Origin of the sequence: Flavobacterium sp. CLA17 (genome assembly GCF_013112255.2) — a bacterium.
Classification (GTDB): domain Bacteria; phylum Bacteroidota; class Bacteroidia; order Flavobacteriales; family Flavobacteriaceae; genus Flavobacterium; species Flavobacterium circumlabens.
This window is the reverse complement of sequence record NZ_CP068294.1, coordinates 1077355-1092405: the sequence shown is the minus strand read 5'-3', so window position 1 is coordinate 1092405 and position 15051 is coordinate 1077355. Positions and strand designations below refer to the sequence as shown.

Below are 15051 nucleotides of genomic sequence, written 5' to 3'. Positions count from 1 at the left end.
TCTCAGGAATTCAGTCGTTAAGGTTCTAAGTTTGATTTAACATATTCGAGTACCGTTGCCTCAAAATTTTTATGGTTGTTGATAAACGTAGTTTTTATGGGCAGGTAATACAATTGCGAAGCCAGTTTAGAATCTTTTAAACGAACATAATCTTTCTCTGTAGTAATGATTTTCTGGCTTCCGGCTTTACCCTGAATCGCATCTAAATCAGCATCAGAGAAGTGATGATGATCCGGAAAAGTCAGGCATTGATCTTTTTCATTTTTTAAATAATTGAAAAACGGCATTGGCTTTGCGATTCCGGCCAAAAGCAGTTTTGATTCGTTTTTAAGCTCATTTACAGCTATTTTCTGCTCTTTGCTATAAATAAAATCATCATAATCTATAAAAGTAAAATAGATTTGCTGCAAATGGGTCAGTTTCAATTTCAGACGAATTTGTTCTTGTCTTTCAACAGATAAATCCCCCGGGCATTTTGTTATGATTACAATATTAGCACGATTTGCTCCACTCCTGCTTTCGCGAAGATTTCCGGTTGGCAGCATAAAATCGTCTGCATATAAATCATCATACGAACTTAGCAAAATATAAAACCCTGCTTTTACTTTTCGGTGTTGATAGGCGTCATCTAATAAAATAACTTGCGGTTTTTCATTCCCGGAAAGCAATTGCGTAATTCCATTTGTTCTGTCCGCATCAACAGCTACCTGAATATTTGGAAATTTTTGATAAAACTGAAAGGGTTCATCTCCTAAAATTTCAGCGTTTGAGCCCACTCCGGCCAGAACAAAACCTTCCGATTTTCTTTTATAGCCGCGGCTTAAGGTTGCGACTTTATAATTATCCGACAATAATCGAATCAGATATTCGATCTGAGGTGTTTTTCCGGTTCCGCCAACACTTAGATTTCCGACCGCAATAACAGGCAGATCAAATGAAGTTGATTTCAGAATCCCTTTATCAAAAAGATAATTCCTAATTGAGGTAATAAATCCGTATAAAATGGCAAACGGAAAAAGTATTTTTCGAAGTACATTCATTTTACGAAAGTATAATTTTTTATGTTATTATCAGATAAATTGCTCCAATTATACAAATATAAAATTGTACCTCAACCCCTGTTTAGTCCTCTTAAAAAAAACAATTTCACATCCTTTTTCATCTAAGCAAAAATGGATAATTCACAGAAAACAATATTGCACTGAATTTCTTAATTAATAAAGAAAAACCCTTTAAATTACGTAAAACCACATTATAATTCTCATTTATCAGCCAAGAGGTTTTAAAAAAGCTAAAGATTTAGCAATGAGTTCTTTCAATAAAATTTTAAAAATTTGTCAGAAAAAAAGTCAAAAACAACAATTTATTATATTATTTTTAGAACGAATTTTCTTTAACTAATTAAAACTCCAAGTGCACGTGGTCATTTTAAAAAGCAAGAAATCAAAAAACCTTAAAAACATTTATTAATACCTAAAATTTTAAAGATGAAAAAATTAAAATTAGAAAATTTAAAAGTTAAAGCACTTACTAAAGACGAGCAAAAAAAAGTTAATGGTGGTAAAGCACAACTACAAGAAGAAGCATTCTTATCTATTGGAGCTTCGTGCAGTCTTAGAAATTCTTGTGAAAGAGTTTGCGGACCAGTAATTGCTTAATAAATATTTTAGCAAGGAATAGTTTTTTAAGTAAAGCTATTCCATTTTAAATAAGGGCTATCCATTAAAAGATAGCCTTTAGCTTTTATTCTTTTAAACAAGTATAATCGAGTGAATCCTGATTAGAAAAACAAATACGGTCATGAAATTTTTTTTTACTTTCTCTTTTATTTTATTGATAAATTTTACTTTTTCACAAAAAACAATACCCGGCGAATATTCAACAATTAATAACGATGACTATTCTTTTCTGGCTGCTAAACTTAAAGATAAAAAAATTGTTTTATTAGGAGAACAATCTCATGGCGATGGCGCTACTTTTGACGAAAAAGTAAACCTCATAAAATACCTGCATGAAAAACAAAAATACAACACGATTGTTTTTGAAAGCGGACTCTACGATCAGTACAAAGCATTTGAGGAATATTCTAAAAGAAAAGCGTCTGTCGCTATATTTGACCAAAGTATTTTAGACCTATGGTCTGACACCAAATCATTTCAGAATCTATTACTTTATATTGAAGATCGGGCCAAACAGAAAGATACTATAAAAATTTTAGGATTTGACAGTCAGGAAGGATTGCTGTTTACCAATCACTTTATGAATGACTTAAACCAAGTGATTCAGAGCAGAAAAATCACTATTGCCAAAAACAGTTTGACAAGAATAGAAAAAGCATTTATTTTCAGAGATTTAGAGAACATTGCAGCCAACAAAAATGATTCTCTTGCTTTATATCAGGATTTTGATCTTGTGGTAAATTCACTTCAAAACATAAAAAATCCTACACTTCACGAAAAAATCATTAAACAAGTTTTTACCAGTAAAATTTCTGATGTAGATTTTGAAGTCATGCAATTGCAAAAACAAAAAATTGCCGTTCAAAATCCAAGAGACGAACAAATGGCTAAAAATTTAATCTCCCTTTCTGAAATTTACCCCAATGAAAAAATGATTTGCTGGGGCGCCTCTTATCATTTTTCGAAGAATATCAAGGAAACGGAATTTACTGAACTAACAGAAAGCTATTTACAAAAACAAGCGAATATTGAATTGAAAACTACCGGTTTTACAGACTATATTCCCAGAGAAGGGGTAAAACTTCTTGAAGGCGGATTACCAATGGGCGGCTTTTTAAAAGATTATTTTAAAGACCAGATTTACAGCATTGCATTTTCTTCTTATGAAGGACAATACGGACGTGTGGAAGATAAAACATTCCCTATTCTTACTCCTCCCGAAAACAGTATCGAACAACAACATGTAAACAACGGTTATAGTAAGACTTTTTTTGAATTTGATAAAAAAGACACCAACTCTTATTACTGCTCTGCGTTTGGAAATATTCCGATAAAAGCAAAATGGAATACTATTTTTGACGGTTTTTTATTCCTTAAAAAATCATACCAGCCCGAAACAAGATTATTTGAAGAAGAAATTCATTCAGATACTAAAAAAGATGTGTTTGTTATAAATGGTAAAATAAATGATTATAAAAACAACCGCGTAATACCAAATGCCGATATTTCAACACTTAAGGCACACAAAAGTATTCTTGCCAATAAAGACGGTGTATTTTCTTTTATCATTGAAAAAGAAAATTTTAATGATAAAATAGTTGTATCGGCTTTCGGATATATTTCCGACACTATCACCATCAAAAACTTAACTGACAAAAATAAACATCAGGTCAAAATTAAGTTAAAATCATATAATTTTCAAGGAATCAATTTAGATGAAGTAGTGGTAAAATCAGATTTGAAACCATTAACTGCTGCAGAAATAGTAGCAAAGGCGCAAAGCAATATCGAACTTAATTATTATCAAAGCCCTTACAATCAAACCTTCTTTTTTCGCAATCAGGTGATTAAAAACAATGAGATTATTTCGCATGATGAGTCCGTTATCGCTACTTATAATGCAACAGGAATGAAAGGCGTTAATACGCCCGATGAAAAAATGTATGGAGAAATACTGCAAACGCGTGAAATCGTTCAGAATTCTTCAAAAAACAAATACAGCGGCATGAGTACTTTTGCTTTCCTGTTTGATCGGGACCTTGTCCTTAGTAAATCTAATGTGCTTTATAAAACTGCTTCTTATACACTAAAAAAAGAAGGCATTGTACCTTATAATGATCAGAAAGTCTATAAAATAAGTTTTCAGAATAACGCCCCTGATACCTATTCAACAGGTTATGGTTATCCGGCACCAAAAAAATCATCCGGATTTTTATATATTGACACTCAAACATTTGCTGTATTAAAATACGAACATTGTGTAGCGAGAGAACCTTTCGAAATCAAAAGTCAGGCTGGTAAAACTGCTCAGATGAATCATAGAATTATAATCACCTACAAATTATCTGAGGGGAAGTATTTTATAAATTATCTTAATGTAACAGACAAATCAATTATCACCTCGACAGCTGACAATTCTTTTTTATATAACACGTACAATGTAAGCAACTTAATGTCAACAGAGGTTAAGACCGTAAACAGTCAAAAACTTAATCGTCCGCTTTTAAAAATCAACCTGAATAATCCTGTTCAGGAAAATTCAGAATATTGGAAAAATAATAGCTTTATCCTTCCGGATGAAAAAATCATTTTCGACGTTTGCTACTAACCAAATCTCAACAAAACAAAAAAATGGATCCTATAATTTTAAAAATAGAAGAACAAATCTGGAAGTCGGTTGATGCAGAAAAGAGAATTGGCGTTCTTGACGGTCTCTCTGGTATTGCTTTATTTTATAATTACCTGATAGAAATGGAATCAAACGAAGAGTATCAGAATAAATTATTTTCAGTAATTGACAAGATAGGTGATTTAATTTCCGAAGAAAGTTACAATCCCTCTTTGTGCTCAGGAATAGCTGGCTATGGATGGGTTCTAGCAAAAATAAAAAATAAAAACCTCGAAATTGAAGATGACTATTTTGAAGCGTTAGATGCGATATTGGCTGAAAGTTTATTCGAAGAGGCGGCTAAAAACTATTATGATTTTCTGCACGGAGGATTTGGAATTGCCTTGTACTTTATCGAAAGATACAAAGCTAAAAAAGAAAAAAGTATAGAAACTATTTTAACGGAATTCTGCAATACTTTAATAGAAAAAATAAATAACAATCCGGAACTTCTCTTTTCAAGTGATTCAGAAAAACCAGACCAAAAAATGTATTATTTCGGTTTGGCGCATGGTATATCCGGAACTTTAAATTTCCTGATTTACTTACAGACCAACCTGCCCGAAGTTCATCCTGCTATTCATGAGGCGATAACCAAAACAATTGGTTTTATGAATACGTATAAGACTTTCGACGAAGAATCCAAACAGTTTTATCCCGGTCAGATTTTAATAAGCAATGCTTCTGTTACCAAAGCACGGCTGGGTTGGTGTCAGGGAGATTTAGGAATCGCAAATGCAATTCTTAATTCAGGGTCGTTTTTAAAGAACACAAGTCTGAAAGAAGACGGAAATTCGCTTATAAATGCAACAAAAAATATAACCGTGGAAGAATCTTTGGTAAATGACTTTGCGCTTTGTCATGGTTCTTCCGGCCTGATTTTACAATATTATTTAGCCTCCAAAAAAACTAATGTTTCATACTCAGATACCATAACGATCTGGTATGAAAACCTAAAAAAGCAAACCCGTGATTTTACAGAATTTAAAAGCTTTTTTATAAATCAGTATGTAGCCGAAACCAATATTCTAAACGGTGCCGCAGGCTTAGGGCTTACTTTATTGACCATAGAAAACAAGATTCCATCTGATTGGGTCGAGTGTTTAAATTTATATTAAGGTTCCGGTCGCTCCAAATTCATAAACAATCTGTCAACGCTATTTTCCATAGCTAAACTAAAAATTTAAAATGAAGTTTTTTAATACTGTTATCAAAAGGGTTGTCTCCTTTCCTGTTGAATCTTATACGGAAAACAACAAAGCTATTTCGAGCTTTTTTTTTAAAAATGATTTATTTCAGTTGTCTATTTTATTCGCTTCAAGAAGTTTGTATAATGATGTAAAAAAAAATAAATCGGATAAAACAAATCTCGCCCTGAACAAATATTTTTCAAGAGCTCATTTTAATCCGATTCCCTTTGGTCTTTTTACCAGTGTGGGTTCTGTAGAATGGAGTGACCGAACTTCACTGTCAAAGTCAAAAAGTTTAGCGCTTAAAGTTGATTTCGATAATTTATATATTGCTGAAAAAATTACCCTCCTGCATACACAAGACTGGAAAAAATATACTTATTTTACAAATCCTTCCATTCACTTTTTAAGTCCGGAGAAAATAAGTTATTATAAATCTCAGAAATCAACAAACGGATCTTACGAAACAAAATATGTGGAGATAGACTACGACGAAGACATTCAATGGCTACTCAACAGATTTGCAAACGGCACAAACATTCAGGATGTGACGAATGATTTACTTAAAGATGATTTTTCATTAACCGAAATAGATGATTTTTTATTGGAGATCATCAATGCCGGTCTTATTATCAGCGATGTAACCTTTAATCCTTATAGTAAAACAATATACGAACATCCTATTCCATCTAAACTGATAGAGCAGAACATTCATAAATTAGAGGCAAAAGAGGATTTTGAGCATTTTTCCAAAAATTATATTGAAGAACAGGATCTTTATTTGTCCGAGAAGGAAATTCAAAGTACGTATTCACATTCCATTTCACTATTTGAAAAAGAATCAGATCTTCTGGACGCTGCCCTACAGAAAAAATTATTAAAATATATAGAATTTAATGTCGCGTACAATAGCAATCATACCCCGATTACGAATTCGATACTTGAATTTGGCAACAAATTTTATCATAGTTTCAGCGATGGTTTTATTCCGTTAAGCAAAGTTTTCAATCCCTATTCCGGATTAAAATACAGTACCATTGGATTAAACACTGAAAGCAAACTGCATTCCGATATAATGACAAAGCTTTTAACGGCAAGCTCCAAAGAAGTATATCTTTCGAATACAAAGACTACCGAAAACAATAAAAATCAGTTGCCCGCTACATTTAATGTCGTTTTTGAATTACTGCATTGTAAAGTTACCGGAAAAGAAATAGTCTATTGTAAGTGCGTCACGGGAACCTCTTCCATAAATTTATTATCCAGATTCAATTATGTTTCAGAGTCCGTATGCCAGGATATTGCTGATTTTGAGAAAGAAATTCATGGTGATAAAATCGTTGCCGAAGTAAACATGATTGCTAAACCAAGAGCTTCCAATATTATTTCTTCTCATCAATATTACGATTATAACATTCCTGTCAACACCATTCATTTTGAAAATTCAAATCCAATTTTCTTATCGGACCTGTATGCACGTTTCAACGGGTCGGGCTTTATTCTGGCCTCCAAAAAACATCAGAAAGAAATAATTCCCAGAGTAACCTCAGCCCTAAATTATGGGCTATCAGATTCCGAAGCCTATCGTTTTTTGGCAGATTTACAATCGCAAAACAATGAAATTCACCATGTCAATTTCAATTTAAACTATTACAAAAACATAATACTGCCCTATGTTCCCAGAATTTATCTCGAAGACGGTATTTTACTTTATCCGGCGCAGCTTTTACTGGTAAACGATAACTATACCATTGATGAATTCAAAAAAGCAGTGTTTGAAAGCGTTAAAAAAAATGATTTTTCTAAAAGAGTTTCCCTGACAGATAAAAAAGGAGAAATCATTATCGATATTGAGAATGATGATCACCTGAAAATTTTGTTCTCTAAATTTAAAACAACCAATACCGTTTATGTTTCAGAATCACTATATGAATCATTTTTACCTGCAATAGCAAGTGAAAACAAACATTATGCACACGAATTTGTGGCCAGCGTTAAAAATACGGAGTTCACAGCCCTAAAAAACACTTTCAAAATTCCGGAAACTCCTGATTCGGAAACTGAAAACATTCCACTGTTGTCAAATTGGCTGTATTTTGATCTGTATTGTAATCCTTATGCACAAAATGATATCCTCAATATTCTTTATGACACTATTTTATCCAAAGAAGCAATAGAGCAATTCTTCTTTGTAAGATATGATTATCCTGAAAATCATTTAAGAGTCAGATTCAACACAGCATCTAAAGAAATAAAGGAATATATCACAACCCAAATTAACAAACTAAAAAACAGCAATTTAATTCGTACTTATAAAATCTTACCCTACGAACAAGAGGTCTACAGATATGGTGGAAAAGAATTGATGAAAGTAACCGAATCTGTTTTTAGCGAAGATAGTTTTGACACCATAGCCAATATTATCAAAAACGAGCCCAATGACGAGGAAACAGCCTGTTATTCCATATTAAAAATACAATACTATTACGCTCTCTTTGATTTTTCACTAGAAGAAATGATACTGCTCTGCGATGCGAATATTGAAAGTTTTTCTATTGAATTTGTCCTGTCTTCGGATTTAAGAAAAGAACTCAATCAAAAATTCACAGCCATTAGAAAAGACCTGGAAAATTTAGACTATGCAAACTTCCTCCATATTCCTGATCTGAAGTCAGCGCTTAAAGAGCATTTAGGAAAAAGTGGTTTAATCAGATCCAATTATGCCGGAGACCTGATTCATATGAGCATGAACAGACTGTATGACAAAGAGCAGCGTTACAATGAATTTAAAAGCTATTACTGGGCAAGACTTTATTTTAACAAACTAAAATTCACGGGAAAACCCAATTAATAGTAGGCCATCCAATGGCTTTCATTGTAATAGTATAAAATTTGGAGTACTTTTGTTCTTCACCCTTAACTTTTTGAGATACGCATGAAAATCAAAGAAATAGTAACAGTTCTGGAGGAAATGGCTCCTTTGGCTTATGCCGAAGATTTTGATAATGTAGGACTTCTTGTTGGCGATGATGAAGCGGAAAGTACTGGCGTTTTAGTTTGTCATGATGCTTTAGAAGCTATTATAGACGAAGCTATTACTAAAAATTGCAATCTGGTGGTTTGTTTTCACCCGATTTTATTCTCCGGAATTAAAAAGATAACAGGCAAGAATTATGTGGAGCGTGCGATCCTGAAAGCGATCAAAAACGATATTGCCATTTATGCCATTCATACTGCTTTAGACAATCATTCGGCAGGCGTTAATAAAATATTCTGTGATGCATTGGGTTTAGTAAACACGAAAATATTGATTCCAAAAGAGAACTTCATTCAGAAATTAGTGACTTATACCACTCCTGATAATTCTGAAAAAGTTCGAAATGCCCTGTTTGAGGCTGGTGCAGGAACTATAGGAAATTATGATAATTGCAGTTTTAATACGGAAGGTTTTTTTACTTTTAAAGGAAATGAAGACAGTAATCCTGTTATAGGAGAAAGAGGAAAATTACATACCGGAACCGAAATAAAAATTGAAGTTGTTTTCGAAAAACATTTACAATCTAAAATCCTGAAAGCCCTTTTTGCCAATCATCTGTACGAAGAAGTTGCTTATGAAATTTACACCCTGCAAAATTCGCATCAGAATATCGGGTTAGGAATGATTGGTGAGTTTGAAACTGAAATGGAGGAGAAAGACTTTTTATATTTTGTAAAAGATAAAATGATTGCCGATGGAATTCGTCATTCTGCTTTTACCGGAAAAAGAATAAAAAAAGTAGCCGTTTTGGGAGGTTCGGGAAGTTTTGCCATAAAAAATGCCATTCAGGCCGGAGCAGATGCTTTTTTGACCGCAGATTTAAAATACCATCAATTTTACGAAGCCGAAAACCGATTACTTTTAGCCGATATTGGTCATTTTGAGAGTGAACGCTATACAAAAAACTATATTGTTGATTATCTTCAAAAAAAAATCCTTAATTTTGCCATCATTTTAGCAGAAGAAAATACAAATCCAGTTAAGTACTTATAGAATATGGCGAATACGAAAGAATTAAGTGTTGAGGACAAGTTAAGAGCAATATACGATTTACAGCTTATTGACACCCGAATTGACGAAATCAGAAACGTAAGAGGAGAACTTCCGTTAGAAGTTGAAGATTTAGAAGATGAAGTTGCAGGCTTAAGCACGCGTTCAGAGAAATTGAAAAGTGAACTTGAAGTAGTTGAGGATCTTATCAAAGCAAGAAAAAATGCAATTGATGAGCACAAAGAGGTTATCAAAAAATACACAAAACAACAAGAATCAGTTCGTAATAACAGAGAATTTAATTCTTTGACTAAAGAGGTTGAGTTTCAGGAATTAGAAATTCAATTGGCTGAAAAGCAAATCAAAGAAATGAAAGCTTCTATAGAGCACAAAAAAGAAGTTATTGCTACTTTAAAAGAAAAACTAGATTCAAAAAGTTCTCATTTAAAACATAAAAAATCAGAACTGGATGCAATTATGGCAGAAACTCAAAAAGAAGAAATCTTCTTATCTGAGAAATCTGCAGAGTTTTCAGCATTAATTGAAGACCGTTTATTAGCTGCTTATACAAGAATCAGAACTAGTGTTCGTAATGGTTTAGCTGTTGTATCTATCGAAAGAGGTGCATCTGCAGGGTCATTCTTCACTATTCCTCCACAAACTCAGGTAGAAATTGCTTCCAGAAAGAAAATCATCACTGATGAGCACTCCGGAAGAATTTTAGTTGACAGCGCACTGGCTGAAGAAGAAAAAGAAAAAATGGAACAATTGTTCTCTAAATTCTAAATAACTGTCCCGATCTGATCGGGACTTTTTATTTACAACTTATTTTTGCCACAGATTAAAGATTATAAAAAATTTACATCTCACTACATAAGTGATTTTCAATCTGCGCTAATCTTTTTAATCTGTGGCAAAACATTTTTTACCCGGTTTACCAATCATTTTTTTACCTTTAAAAAAAAAATACGTTTTGGGACTTAAAAAAGGAATTCGTTTTATTACATTAAAATCGGTCGGATCATACATTAACTTCCTGAGTTATGTTCGCCCGCAAAAAGCTCTTGCACTTTCTTACGCCTTATTTAGCCAGCCAAGGATTGGACGATTAGACAAAGAAAAATTACCCAAAATATTAAAGAACACGGAAACAGAAACGTTTCACCATAACGAGCATCATTTTCAAACCTATATCTGGAAAGGAAATGAAACTAAAATCTTACTCGTTCACGGTTGGGAAAGCAATGCCTCACGCTGGAAGAAAACCCTGCCTCATCTTCAGCAATCAGGAAGCACGATTATTGCTATTGATGCTCCCGCTCACGGGCAAAGCAGCGGTAAAGAATTTAATGTTCCCCTTTATGCTGAATTCATTAATAAAGCAGTAGAAAAATACCAGCCAACCATAATCATTGGCCATTCTATTGGTGGCGCTGCATGCGTTTACCATCAGTATTTATTTCCAAACACAAGCATTACCAAAATGGTAATTCTGGGTGCGCCTTCCGATCTGAAGACTCTTATCGATAATTACATTTCAATGCTGAGTTTAAATACCAGAATGTTTTCTCTTTTGGAAAGCCGTTTTGCAGATCGTTTCAACTTTAAACTGGAAGATTTTTCAGGAAAGAAATTTGCTTCGGAATTTAATATCCCGGGATTAGTGGCCCACGATACTACAGACAAGATAGTTGCTTTTGAAGAAGGAAAAAAAATCGTCAGTAATTGGAAAAACAGTCAGTTTATAGAAACCAAAGGTTTAGGACACGGAATGCACGATGATGAATTGTATCAGAAAGTGATGGAGTTCTTGTTTTCTGAACAGGCTTCTTAGGTTTAGAGATATAAAGGTTCAAAGATGCAAAGGTTCAAAGGTTTCTCACTGAACCGCACATCTCTCATTCTCTCATTCTCTCATTTCAAACAACAATTTTAAAATACCTGAAAAGCTCTTTTTCTCCTTTTCCGGTAATTTGTATGGCTCTCGAATCCTTTGTTCTTCTTAGCCAGTCATCAGCAATCATTTTATCTAATAAGGAAGCGCCGATTGAACCGGCGATGTGATTTTTTCTTTCGCTCCAGTCCAAACAGGGCTTGAGGAATAATCGCCTTTGTTTTTTTAAATCTTCGAGATTAATTCCGAAATCAGAAAACCACTTTACTCCTTCCGGACTTACTTCAAATTTAGCATCAGAATCCAGGATAATATTTTGTTCCAGTAAACTTTCGGCAACTGCAACACCAATTTTCCCCGCCAGATGATCATAACAAGTCCGGCAGTGTTTTATGGGCGAATTTTTTTCAGGATACTTCTTCTGTGGAATTGCAGGCGGAATCAAACTTGCCATTGCTTCAATTGCATACGCCACTTCCTTATTCGAAAATCTGTAATATTTATGACGCCCTTGTTTTTCTACACAGAGCAAACCCGCATCCAATAGTTTAGCCAGATGCATGCTGATATTTTGCGGTGAGGTAGAAACGGTAATCGCCAGTTCAGTCGCCGTAAAAGCTTTACCGTCAAGTAAAGTCCACATGATGATTGCCCTGACCGGGTCTCCAATTAGCGAAGCTATCTTTATAAACTGATCTTCCATCTTATGCAATCATAGTTAAATCTGTACTGAAGTATTACATCGTAAAGTTAAATAACTTTGTCAAAAACAATTGCACCATGTCCACTTTATTTCTACAGTCCGAAGTCAAAAATCCCTATTCTCTATATCAGAAAATGATAGCAGAGAATCCTGTTTACTGGGATGAAACCAATAAAATCTGGGGCCTTTATTCTTATGAAGCCTGTACGGAAATATTAAATCATCCCGCTGCACATATTCCTGCTTTTTCGTCCGACAATACTCTTAATAAATATGCTTCGATAATCAGCACTAATCTCGCCCGATTGTCCAACGGAATTCAGCATGAAATCACAAGAGAAACTGCCGTCGTACTTTTTTCATCCATGAAAACGGTTGGAATCAACACTATTTTAGAAGAATTGCTTCCAAAAGAAGTAATTCAGAATCAAATAAACTGGGTGGATTTGGTCTGCAAAAAATTACCCATTTTGACTATTTTAAAAAGTTTTGATTTTAATAAAAAAGACACTCATTTTATCTGTGAAAAAATAGCGCAGCTTGTAAAAATAATGCAACCCCATAAAACAGCAGAAGAAATCGGATTAATCAATAAAGTGTCCGAAGAAATCTATTTGATTGCAGAAAGACAACTTTCAACGCTTCCTTTTTATAAAACGCTGATTGATAAAATTTCGGTCCCTTACAATATTTCAGTGGAAGAGACGATTTCCATTGGCGTAAGCAATCTAATCGGATTGCTTATCCAAAGTTATGATGCGGGCAGAGGGCTTTTAAGTAATTCACTAATACAAATACTTTCAGGAGAAAATTCTTCTAAAAATAAAATGGATAAAGACCGGATACAAAAAATGGTTCTTGAAACATTGCGATTTGATCCGCCCATTCACAATACCAGGCGCTTAGCAACGAAAGACATTCAGTTAAATAAGATCATCATCAAAAAGAACGATCCAATTTTAATTGTGCTTGCGGCAGCAAATCGTGATCCGCAGCAATTTACAAATGCCGTAAATTTTGATATCGAAAGAAATAACAATCACGAACATCTGACTTTCGGAACCGGAGGACATACGTGTTTGGCCAAACATTTCTCTGTTAGTATTACAACCGAAGCTTTGTACTATTTGTTCAGCAGCTTCAATATTGTACTTTCGGGGAATGAAATAGCACACGAACCGCTGATAAATGCCCGATTACCCAAAGCAATCTGGATTTCACTTTATAATTTAAACCAAACAATATGATAGCCGTAATTTTTGAAGTCATCCCAAACGAAGGAAGAAAAGAAGAATATCTAGACCTTGCAGCGAATCTAAGACCTGAACTAGATCACATAGACGGGTTTATTTCGATTGAAAGATTTCAGAGTTTTAACGATCCTGAAAAAGTCCTGTCTTTATCTTTTTGGAAAGACGAGGAAAGCATCTTACAATGGAGAAATCTTGAACTGCACCGATCGGCACAAGCCAAAGGACGTGAGGAAGTGTTCAAAGAGTATCATTTGAGGATTGCAACGGTTGTTCGCGATTATGGGATGTTCGATCGCAAAGAAGTGCCGAAAGACAGTTCTGATTTTCATGATTAAGTAAGGTGCAAAGAGACAAAGGTGCAGAGGGACAAAGATTCTGTTTTGAGCTAAAATCTAAGAAGTCCAAAAATCTAAAGATCTAACAAATCTAATTTTGATTTCAGAGTTTTTAACAATCCCGAAAAAGTCCTGTCTTTATCTTTCTGGAAAAACGAGGAAAGCATCTTACAATGGAGAAATCTTGAACTGCACCGATCGGCACAAGCCAAAGGACGTGACAAAGTGTTCAAAGAGTATCATTTGAGGATTGCAACGGTTGTTCGCGATTATGGGATGTTCGATCGCAAAGAAGTGCCGAAAGACAGTTCTGATTTTCATGATTAAGTAAGGTGCAAAGAGACAAAGGTGCAAAGGGACAAAGATTCTGTTTTGAGCTAAAATCTAAGAAGTCCAAAAATCTAAAGATCTAAGAAGTCTAAAGATCTAACAAATCTAAATTTTGACTACTTTTGCAGTATGGAAGAGAATTTAAAACGTCTTAATAAATTTATTGGGGAAACCGGTTATTGTTCCCGTCGTGAAGCCGATAAACTTATCGAAGAAGGGCGTGTCACAATAAATGGAGTTGTACCTGAAATGGGAACGAAAGTTTCATCGCATGATGAAGTACGTATAGACGGAAAATTAATCGTTGAAAAACACGAAAAATTAGTGTATCTGGCTTTCAACAAACCGGTTGGAATCGAGTGTACTACTAATTTAGAGGTGAGAAATAATATTGTTGATTATATCAATTACCCGAAACGTATTTTTCCAATCGGAAGATTGGATAAAGCCAGTGAAGGATTAATTTTTATGACAAATGATGGTGATATCGTTAATAAGATTTTACGCGCCAGAAACAACCACGAAAAAGAGTATACGGTAACGGTAAACAAACCTATTACGGACCGGTTCATAGAGCGAATGGGAAATGGTGTTCCGATTCTGGATACGGTTACCAGAAAGTGTAAAGTAGAACAAATTAGTAAATACACGTTCAAAATCATTCTGACACAAGGTCTAAACCGTCAGATTCGTAGAATGACAGAATATTTGGGTTATGATGTAACAGCTTTGAAACGTATCCGAATTATCAATATTTCACTGGATGTGCCTGTAGGCCGCTATCGTGATCTGACTGATGATGAGATTACGGAATTAAATCTTTTAATTGAGCCCTCCAGTAAAACGGAAGAAGCAAGCTTACCGAAAGCGGAAGCGCCAAAACGAAGAACTGAATTTATTTCAGAACACGATCCAAGATTTAAGAAAAAAGGAGATTATTAGTAATCTCCTTTTTTCTTTTTATAAAAATAG

The 15051-nt window shown here is 34.2% G+C and carries 13 protein-coding genes; 11 read left to right on the top strand and 2 right to left on the bottom strand.

Going from position 1 to position 15051, the window contains the following annotated elements:
* Positions 1–17: 17 nt before the first annotated feature.
* Positions 18–1040 (bottom strand): tetraacyldisaccharide 4'-kinase, encoded by a 1023-nt coding sequence (gene lpxK / locus HAV12_RS04750; RefSeq protein WP_171568703.1) that lies wholly within the window; start codon positions 1038–1040, stop codon positions 18–20.
* 447 nt (positions 1041–1487) lie between these two features.
* On the opposite strand from lpxK, the gene HAV12_RS04745 reads away from it, so the two are divergent.
* The 7 genes from HAV12_RS04745 to HAV12_RS04715 all read left to right on the top strand — a co-directional run bounded on the left by HAV12_RS04745 (position 1488) and on the right by HAV12_RS04715 (position 11398).
* Positions 1488–1658, top strand: a complete 171-nt coding sequence (locus HAV12_RS04745; RefSeq protein ID WP_171568702.1) for a hypothetical protein — start codon at positions 1488–1490, stop codon at positions 1656–1658.
* 142 nt (positions 1659–1800) lie between these two features.
* Positions 1801–4287 carry an erythromycin esterase family protein gene (locus HAV12_RS04740; protein WP_171568701.1) on the top strand — a complete coding sequence of 829 codons (2487 nt, stop codon included), beginning with the start codon at positions 1801–1803 and terminating at the stop codon, positions 4285–4287.
* Positions 4288–4310: 23 nt separating this feature from the next.
* Positions 4311–5465 carry a lanthionine synthetase LanC family protein gene (locus HAV12_RS04735; protein WP_171568700.1) on the top strand — a complete coding sequence of 385 codons (1155 nt, stop codon included), beginning with the start codon at positions 4311–4313 and terminating at the stop codon, positions 5463–5465.
* Positions 5466–5535: 70 nt separating this feature from the next.
* Positions 5536–8388, top strand: a complete 2853-nt coding sequence (locus tag HAV12_RS04730; RefSeq protein WP_171568699.1) for a lantibiotic dehydratase — start codon at positions 5536–5538, stop codon at positions 8386–8388.
* A gap of 84 nt (positions 8389–8472) precedes the next feature.
* Positions 8473–9567 carry a Nif3-like dinuclear metal center hexameric protein gene (locus HAV12_RS04725; protein WP_171568698.1) on the top strand — a complete coding sequence of 365 codons (1095 nt, stop codon included), beginning with the start codon at positions 8473–8475 and terminating at the stop codon, positions 9565–9567.
* Between the two features lie 3 nt (positions 9568–9570).
* Positions 9571–10350, top strand: coding sequence for a zinc ribbon domain-containing protein (locus HAV12_RS04720; protein ID WP_132036477.1), 780 nt, complete (start codon positions 9571–9573; stop codon positions 10348–10350).
* Between the two features lie 187 nt (positions 10351–10537).
* The gene (locus HAV12_RS04715; RefSeq protein WP_171568697.1) at positions 10538–11398 is read left to right on the top strand and encodes an alpha/beta fold hydrolase; all 861 of its coding nucleotides are present in this window, start codon (positions 10538–10540) and stop codon (positions 11396–11398) included.
* A gap of 85 nt (positions 11399–11483) precedes the next feature.
* Here the strand turns inward: HAV12_RS04715 and HAV12_RS04710 are convergent, their stop codons facing one another.
* Positions 11484–12161, bottom strand: a complete 678-nt coding sequence (locus tag HAV12_RS04710) for a helix-turn-helix transcriptional regulator (protein ID WP_171568696.1) — start codon at positions 12159–12161, stop codon at positions 11484–11486.
* A gap of 77 nt (positions 12162–12238) precedes the next feature.
* Here HAV12_RS04710 and HAV12_RS04705 point away from each other — a divergent pair, with 77 nt between their 5' ends.
* From HAV12_RS04705 to rluF, 4 genes are all read left to right on the top strand, one after another.
* Positions 12239–13408, top strand: a complete 1170-nt coding sequence (locus tag HAV12_RS04705) for a cytochrome P450 (RefSeq protein WP_171568695.1) — start codon at positions 12239–12241, stop codon at positions 13406–13408.
* Entirely contained in the window at positions 13405–13749 is a 345-nt protein-coding gene (locus HAV12_RS04700) for an antibiotic biosynthesis monooxygenase (protein ID WP_171568694.1), read from the top strand. The genes HAV12_RS04705 and HAV12_RS04700 overlap by 4 nt, the downstream gene beginning before the upstream one ends.
* A gap of 132 nt (positions 13750–13881) precedes the next feature.
* Positions 13882–14076 carry an antibiotic biosynthesis monooxygenase gene (locus HAV12_RS23045; RefSeq protein ID WP_370528495.1) on the top strand — a complete coding sequence of 65 codons (195 nt, stop codon included), beginning with the start codon at positions 13882–13884 and terminating at the stop codon, positions 14074–14076.
* 132 nt (positions 14077–14208) lie between these two features.
* Entirely contained in the window at positions 14209–15021 is an 813-nt protein-coding gene (rluF, locus tag HAV12_RS04695; protein WP_171568693.1) for a 23S rRNA pseudouridine(2604) synthase RluF, read from the top strand.
* The last annotated feature ends 30 nt before the right edge of the window (positions 15022–15051 follow it).

Excerpts from the sequence above, each read along its gene's own strand:
- HAV12_RS04745 (WP_171568702.1), top strand. The coding sequence starts at position 1,488 with ATGAAAAAATTAAAATTAGAAAATTTAAAAGTTAAAGCACTTACTAAA.
- HAV12_RS04710 (WP_171568696.1), bottom strand. The coding sequence starts at position 12,161 with ATGGAAGATCAGTTTATAAAGATAGCTTCGCTAATTGGAGACCCGGTC.
- HAV12_RS04700 (WP_171568694.1), top strand. The coding sequence starts at position 13,405 with ATGATAGCCGTAATTTTTGAAGTCATCCCAAACGAAGGAAGAAAAGAA.
- HAV12_RS04730 (WP_171568699.1), top strand. The coding sequence starts at position 5,536 with ATGAAGTTTTTTAATACTGTTATCAAAAGGGTTGTCTCCTTTCCTGTT.
- HAV12_RS04740 (WP_171568701.1), top strand. The coding sequence starts at position 1,801 with ATGAAATTTTTTTTTACTTTCTCTTTTATTTTATTGATAAATTTTACT.
- HAV12_RS04725 (WP_171568698.1), top strand. The coding sequence starts at position 8,473 with ATGAAAATCAAAGAAATAGTAACAGTTCTGGAGGAAATGGCTCCTTTG.
- HAV12_RS04705 (WP_171568695.1), top strand. The coding sequence starts at position 12,239 with ATGTCCACTTTATTTCTACAGTCCGAAGTCAAAAATCCCTATTCTCTA.
- HAV12_RS04720 (WP_132036477.1), top strand. The coding sequence starts at position 9,571 with ATGGCGAATACGAAAGAATTAAGTGTTGAGGACAAGTTAAGAGCAATA.
- HAV12_RS04735 (WP_171568700.1), top strand. The coding sequence starts at position 4,311 with ATGGATCCTATAATTTTAAAAATAGAAGAACAAATCTGGAAGTCGGTT.
- lpxK (WP_171568703.1), bottom strand. The coding sequence starts at position 1,040 with ATGAATGTACTTCGAAAAATACTTTTTCCGTTTGCCATTTTATACGGA.
- rluF (WP_171568693.1), top strand. The coding sequence starts at position 14,209 with ATGGAAGAGAATTTAAAACGTCTTAATAAATTTATTGGGGAAACCGGT.